Source organism: Actibacterium sp. (genome assembly GCF_055134745.1).
Genome location: NZ_JBSRVX010000053.1, coordinates 21864 through 28508, shown reverse-complemented (window position 1 = coordinate 28508; position 6645 = coordinate 21864). Strand labels below are relative to the sequence as shown.

Annotated in this window: 10 protein-coding genes; 9 read left to right on the top strand and 1 reads right to left on the bottom strand. The window is 61.7% G+C overall.

The genetic code is table 11. The annotated features are described in order from the left end of the window. Window positions 1-208: 208 nt before the first annotated feature. The 9 genes from ACTCHC_RS11410 to ureG all read left to right on the top strand — a co-directional run bounded on the left by ACTCHC_RS11410 (window position 209) and on the right by ureG (window position 5572). Window positions 209-514 carry an urease subunit beta gene (locus tag ACTCHC_RS11410; protein ID WP_463022621.1) on the top strand — a complete coding sequence of 102 codons (306 nt, stop codon included), beginning with the start codon at window positions 209-211 and terminating at the stop codon, window positions 512-514. A 27-nt stretch (window positions 515-541) separates the two neighbouring features. Further along, window positions 542-940: a hypothetical protein gene (locus ACTCHC_RS11405; RefSeq protein WP_463022620.1), complete on the top strand. Its 399-nt coding sequence runs from the start codon at window positions 542-544 to the stop codon at window positions 938-940. 11 nt (window positions 941-951) lie between these two features. After that, on the top strand, window positions 952-1272 hold the full coding sequence (locus tag ACTCHC_RS11400; protein WP_463022619.1) for an antifreeze protein: 321 nt from the start codon (window positions 952-954) through the stop codon (window positions 1270-1272). Window positions 1273-1282: 10 nt separating this feature from the next. Then, complete coding sequence (locus ACTCHC_RS11395; RefSeq protein WP_463022618.1) at window positions 1283-1657, top strand: lysozyme inhibitor LprI family protein; 375 nt, start codon at window positions 1283-1285, stop codon at window positions 1655-1657. A 14-nt stretch (window positions 1658-1671) separates the two neighbouring features. After that, window positions 1672-3381 carry an urease subunit alpha gene (ureC, locus tag ACTCHC_RS11390; protein WP_463022617.1) on the top strand — a complete coding sequence of 570 codons (1710 nt, stop codon included), beginning with the start codon at window positions 1672-1674 and terminating at the stop codon, window positions 3379-3381. Window positions 3382-3538: 157 nt separating this feature from the next. Continuing rightward, entirely contained in the window at window positions 3539-3754 is a 216-nt protein-coding gene (locus tag ACTCHC_RS11385) for a hypothetical protein (RefSeq protein WP_463022616.1), read from the top strand. Window positions 3755-3822: 68 nt separating this feature from the next. After that, window positions 3823-4344 carry an urease accessory protein UreE gene (locus ACTCHC_RS11380; protein WP_463022615.1) on the top strand — a complete coding sequence of 174 codons (522 nt, stop codon included), beginning with the start codon at window positions 3823-3825 and terminating at the stop codon, window positions 4342-4344. Further along, window positions 4341-4964, top strand: coding sequence for an urease accessory protein UreF (locus tag ACTCHC_RS11375; protein WP_463022614.1), 624 nt, complete (start codon window positions 4341-4343; stop codon window positions 4962-4964). The genes ACTCHC_RS11380 and ACTCHC_RS11375 overlap by 4 nt, the downstream gene beginning before the upstream one ends. Further along, window positions 4961-5572, top strand: coding sequence for an urease accessory protein UreG (ureG, locus tag ACTCHC_RS11370; RefSeq protein ID WP_463022613.1), 612 nt, complete (start codon window positions 4961-4963; stop codon window positions 5570-5572). Before ACTCHC_RS11375 ends, ureG begins: the two co-directional genes overlap by 4 nt. Here ureG and ACTCHC_RS11365 read toward each other — a convergent pair. Then, complete coding sequence (locus ACTCHC_RS11365; RefSeq protein ID WP_463022612.1) at window positions 5538-6536, bottom strand: phosphoadenosine phosphosulfate reductase; 999 nt, start codon at window positions 6534-6536, stop codon at window positions 5538-5540. The genes ureG and ACTCHC_RS11365 overlap by 35 nt on opposite strands. Window positions 6537-6645: the final 109 nt, after the last annotated feature.

Genomic DNA, 6645 nt, shown 5'->3' with positions numbered 1-6645 from the left:
CCAAACTGGTGACCGTCCACCACCCGATCCGATAGGAAATGCCCATGAAAACTGTTCTGACCCCGCTTTTCGCAATTCTGGCCGCAACGCCCGCTCTGGCACATGACGGGATGCATATGCATCCGCATGGCATTGATTGGGCTTCTCTTTTGCTGATTGGGTCAGTTGTGGGCGGCGCGGCGGTGGCGTATGCGTTTTGGGGGCGCAAATGATACCCGGAGAACTGTTCCCGGCCCCCGGCGACATAACGCTGAACGCCGATCAGCCGGTCATCACGCTGCGCGTGGCCAATACCGGTGATCGCCCGGTTCAGGTCGGCAGCCACTATCATTTCGCTGAAACCAATCCGGCGCTGTCGTTTGACCGCGCCGCCGCCCGTGGCCTGCGTCTGGATATCGCGGCGGGCACGGCCGTGCGGTTCGAACCGGGCCAGGAACGCGATGTAATGCTGGTGCCCTATCGCGGCGGGCGTCAGGTTTTTGGCTTCAACCAGAAGATCATGGGGCCGCTGTAACCAACTGTAAAAAGGAGTGAATTTGAAATGGTCTGTGCTGTTCCCGTCGGCTATTCTGCGGCATTCGCGCCCTATGCCAATGGCGTGAAATACTGGGCCCAGGGCATCGAGATGCAGGTGACGATGATCCGCTGCTGGGTCGATCTGGCCACCCGGATGAACCCCTTGCTGCCTGCCTTCGACGTTCACAAGCTTTCGCGCCACAAGCCTGTGGCGCCGGTCCGGAACGACCCGCCTTTGATCGAGAAATTGCCGGCAGCCGCCGCCGAGGCGCCTGAAAACGCGGACGCCCCGCGCAAGGCCGCGCCGGAACCTGTTGAAAAACCTGTCGTTTCTGCGGTGGATCAGGAAGCGGACAAAGCCCAGACGACCCCGCGCAAGCGGCGCAAGGTGCCTTCCGCACCGGCGCAACCCTTTACAGAGTGAGCGATTGCATCATGTTGAAACCTGCCTCGTCGATCGATCTTTGGCGCACAAGCCTGGAACTGTGGCATCTGGGCGTTGAAACCCAGATGATCGTGTCGATGCGCCTGCTGGGCATGGCCGGTATCTGGTCCGTGTCCCCATTGGAAAATCGTCGCATGGTTGGCGAAAAACTGCCCGCCTTCAGCAAATCGGCCCGTGCCGCCGGCGATGCGGTGATGAATGGCAAGCGCCCCGATCAGGTTCTGGCGGCCGCCATCGGCCCGCTGCGTGGCAAGACGCGCGCCAATTCCAGGCGGCTGGTGAACCGGGGCCCGAACCGTTTGCTGAAATGAGAGAAAAAGGATGATCTGGCGCAATATCCTGAAATGCGTTGCTGTGGCGGGCGCAGTCATGCCCGCCGCCGCCCATGCCGAGGCGCGCGATTGTTCGCAGCTGACGACGCAGGTAGATATGAATTTCTGTGCAGCCGATAATCTGACACAGGCCGCGGTTGTCCTGCAGCAAAGCTGGGCTGAGGTAAAAGCGGCATATGAAGACGACGACACGATCTGGCCGCTGCTGGAAGACGGACAAAATAAATGGATCGCCTATCGCGATGCCGCCTGCGAGGCCGAGGCCGGCATGTTTGCCGGCGGCAGCATCCAGGGAATGATACGCGTCAATTGCCTGCGCCGTCTGGTCGAGCGCCGGACCGACGATTTGAACAATCTGCTTTAGCCAAGGAACCCCGCATGCCCGCAAAAATATCCCGCGCCACCTATGCCGACATGTATGGCCCCACCACCGGCGACCGGCTGCGCCTGGCCGATACCGATCTTGTGATCCAGGTTGAAAAAGACCTGACAACCTATGGGGAAGAGGTGAAATTCGGCGGTGGCAAGGTGATCCGCGACGGGATGGGCCAAAGCCAGGTCACGCGGGCGGGTGGGGCGGTGGATACCGTCATCACCAATGCGCTGATCGTCGATGTCACTGGCATCTACAAGGCCGATGTGGGCTTGCGCGACGGGCGCATTCACAAGATCGGCAAGGCGGGCAATCCAGACACGCAGCCCGGCGTCGATATCATCGTCGGTCCGGGCACCGAGGTGATCGCGGGCGAAGGCAAGATCCTGACCGCGGGCGGGTTCGACAGCCATATCCATTTCATCGCGCCACAACAGGTTGATGACGCGCTGCATTCGGGGCTGACGACGATGCTGGGCGGCGGCACCGGTCCCGCGCATGGCACGCTGGCCACGACCTGCACGCCTGGCCCCTGGCATATCGGGCGGATGTTGCAGGCGCTGGACGGGTTGGCGATGAATTTCGGCCTGTCGGGCAAGGGCAATGCCAGCCAGCCCGCCGCCCTGATCGAAATGGTGCGGGGCGGCGCCTGCGCGCTGAAGCTACACGAAGACTGGGGCACCACGCCGGGGGCGATTGATTGCTGCCTGTCGGTGGCCGACGATATGGATGTGCAGGTGATGATCCATACCGATACGCTGAACGAAAGCGGTTTTGTCGAAAACACGCTGGCGGCGATGAAAGGCCGCACCATCCACGCCTTTCACACCGAAGGCGCGGGCGGCGGCCATGCCCCGGATATCATCAAGGTCTGCGGCGAAAGCTTTGTGATCCCGTCCTCGACCAACCCGACGCGGCCCTATACCGTGAACACCCTGGAAGAGCATCTGGACATGCTGATGGTTTGTCACCATCTGGATAAATCCATCCCCGAGGATGTGGCCTTTGCCGAAAGCCGCATTCGCAAGGAAACCATCGCCGCCGAGGATATCCTGCACGATATGGGCGCGTTCTCGATCATCGCATCGGACAGTCAGGCGATGGGGCGCGTGGGCGAGGTCATCATCCGCACCTGGCAGACCGCCCACAAGATGAAGGTGCAGCGCGGTCGTCTGCCCGAGGAGGTCGGCGACAATGATAACGTGCGCGTCAAACGCTATATCGCCAAATACACTATCAACCCGGCGATCACCCACGGGATGAGCGCCCATATCGGCAGCATCGCGCCTGGCAAGCGCGCCGATCTGGTGCTGTGGAACCCGGCGTTTTTCGGGGTAAAGCCGGAAATGGTGCTGCTTGGCGGCATGATCGCGGTGGCGCAGATGGGCGATACCAATGCCAGTATTCCGACGCCGCAGCCGGTCTATTCGCGCCCGATGTTCGGGGCCTTTGGTGGCGCGCTGGCGCAGGGATCGGTGCTGTTCGTCAGCCAGGTGGCGCAGGCCGATGGCATCGGCGCGGCGCTGGGCCTGTCCAAGCGCACGCTGGCCGTGGAAAACACCCGCAATATCGGCAAGGCCGATATGGTGATGAATGCGGCCACCCCGAAGATCGAGGTCAACCCTGAAACCTATGAGGTGCGCGCGAATGGCGAATTGCTGACCTGCGAACCGGCGCGCGAATTGCCGATGGCGCAGCGGTATTTCATGTTCTGACGGCAGAATTTGCTTTCCAGATGGCGAATATCCGCGTCATCTGTCCCGTTCAATGCGCAATGCCGCATTGCAGAAACGGCAATGGAAATCCCTGCTTGCCCGGCATATAAAGATAGCAAGGGAGGAAACCCTTGTAGAGCAGACAGGAGTTTCCAATATGGCACTCGCAAACACCAACCATGTCGAACATGGCTTTTCCGTAACTTCGATTTTCGCCGGTATCGGCCGCGCAATGGTCCGTATCGCCGAGGCGCAGCCTCTGGTGATCGAAATGGAAAAGCTGAATAAAACCTCTGATGAGGATTTCACCGCGCGCGGAACGACCCGCGACAAGGCGATCCAGAAACTTTTCCAGAGCCGTTTCTATATCTGACCTGATTGGGCTTTTCCGGCCCGGCCCTCAGCCCTATGCTGCCCTTGCGAACTAAAGAGGGGCAGCAAATGGCGGGGCAAGATCTGTGTGCGTATTCGGTCGAGCGGCGGGGCCAGTGGTCCGGTTCGGCGGATAAGGTCACGCTTAGCTATGACGACCGCATTTTGCGTCGAAAACGACTGGCCACGGATGGCGGAATGGTCTTCCGGGTCGATCTGCCCGCTGTGACGCATCTGGAGGCAGGCGATGCCCTGTCTCTGGAGGACGGTTCCCTGGTCGAGGTCGCAGCGGCGGATGAGGCCCTGTTACGGATAGCTGGACCGGGGCTGGCGCGCATTGCCTGGCATATCGGCAATCGCCACACCCCTTGTCAGATCGGGGATAACTGGCTGCTGATCCGGCAGGATCATGTGATGGCCGATATGCTGACCCAATTGGGCGCGCAGGTTCAGGCAATCACCGCCCCTTTCACGCCCGAAGGCGGGGCCTATGGGGTGGGCCGCGTGATGGGCCATTCGCATAGCGAGGACGATCACGATCATGATCATGATCATGCCGGGGACCACCAACATCACCCTGCGCACGAATGACCGCCGATCTTCTGACATTGACCCAATGGTTGTCACCCGCCTTTCCGGTGGGCGGCTTTGCCTATAGCCACGGGCTGGAACAGGCCATCGCGGCCGGGGCGGTAACGGATGCCGCCAGTTTGCAGGACTGGCTGACGGTGATTTTGCAGGACGGGGCCGGGGCGGCGGATGCGATCCTTTTGTGCCTGACCATGGCCGGCGAAGACATGACGGGCCTGGCCTGTGCACTGGCGACATCACGCGAACGGCTGGAAGAAACACAGGCCCAGGGTGCGGCCTTTGCCCGCACCGTATCCCGGATTGTCGCGGACAGCCTGCCCCCTGCGCCGTTGCCGGTGGCGGTGGGAATGGCGGCGCGGCGGTTGTCGATGCCCCCCGCACAGGTGGCGGCGCTGTATCTGCATGGCTTTGCTTCTAATCTGGTCTCGGCGGCGGTGCGTTTCGTGCCGCTGGGCCAGACCGATGGCCAGCGGGTTCTGGCGGCCCTGCATCCGCTGATCGAAACCGTGGCTGCGCGCGCCGCCACCGCCACCGCTGACGACATCGCCAGCGCCGCCTTTGGCGCCGATCTTTCGGCGATGTTGCACGAAACCATGGAAGTCAGGATTTTCAGGACATGAGCAGCCCGAACGGCCCCTTGCGTGTGGGTATCGGTGGCCCCGTCGGCGCCGGAAAGACCACGCTGACCGAACAGTTGTGCCGGGCGATGGCGCGGGATTATTCCATCGCGGTCATCACCAACGATATCTATACATCGGAAGACGCCGATTATCTGCTGCGTGCGCAGGTCTTGCCGGGCGACCGCATCAAGGGTGTCGAAACCGGCGGCTGCCCGCATACCGCCATCCGCGAGGATGCCAGCATAAACCTGGCCGAAGTCGCGGCCTTTCGCGCCCGTATCCCGGATCTGGACATCATCTTCATCGAAAGCGGCGGCGACAATCTGGCGGCAACCTTCAGCCCCGAACTGGCCGATATCACGCTTTATGTCATCGACACGGCGGCGGGGCAGGACATCCCCCGCAAGAAGGGGCCGGGGGTGACGCGATCAGACCTGTTGATCATCAACAAGGTTGATCTGGCGCCCTATGTGGGGGTGGATCCGGATCTGCTGGAAAGCGATGCACGCGCGGCGCGGGGGGCGCGGCCTTTTGTGATGGCCGATGTGAAATCCGGCAGGGGCCTGGATCAGATCATTGCATTTCTTGTGCAGGCGGGCGGTCTGTAGCCGCGATCTCGTCCTCGGGCTGGTCAGCCCAGGGCAGGGGGCGGCCTTCGGCCTCGAACTGGGCGCGCAGGTCTTTCAGACGTTTGCGAAAGCGCGGCGCGCGCATGCGCGATGACACGTTGTGGCACAGCAGGGCCGTCAGATAGGGGCGATCGGCGGTTTCCAGATGTGCCAGAACCTGCCGCAGATAGGGTGCAAAACCGCGCCGGGCGCGGAACAGGCGGTGGAATACCGCAGCCTCCAGCTTGCCTTCGCAGGCCGCGTCGATCAGGTCGGGCAGCACCGCCATCTGGTTCAGATCATCGGCGATGCGATCATCCATATAACGGCAGCGCAGCTTGGTCACGTTCGGGCGGGTGAACAGGGCGGCATGCATCGCATCCAGCGTGTTCAGCGGATCATACAGGATATAGGCCTGCCGGGCGGCCTCGAGCATGTCTGGGGCATAGCCATAGCGATCGGTGAAACTGATCCGGCGCTTGTGGGCAAAGCGCGGGTCCCATTCGGTAACGCGCGGGTCCAGCGTGGCCTGCGGGCTGATGGCGATGACGGTCGCGCCGGGGGCGGTCACGGAAAACGCCGCCGCCGCATAGCCGCACATGCCTTCGCCATAGAATACCACGCGGTCGAACCCGTCAAAAAACCCGTCATCGACCATGCGGTCGAAAAAGCCGTAAACCTGCGATGCACGAAACCAGTCGTTTTTCGTTGTGATCAGCGACAGGCTGGACCAGCCTGCCTCTTCGGCAAGAACGCAGCTCATCGGCAGATGATCAGGCTGGTCGGACAGGTCGTCGGCATGTTCAAAGCTGACCAGAAGCGTTGTGCCATCTTCCACCAGCAAGGCGCTGTGGCCAGCGCCCAGACGTTCGAAAACCACGCCTTCACGCCGGGCATAGGCCATCAGCGTCGCATCCCAGGCCATCTGTTCCTGGGGGGCGGAAAGGGTGGTTTCAGATGACATCGGTTCTTTCATACCTTCGTGGGCCAGTATGGTTGCGGCCCGGCAAAACTGGTTTGTGTCAGGCACTGGAATGCCCCGGCAATGGGGCAGAATTTAGCTCAAGGATGCG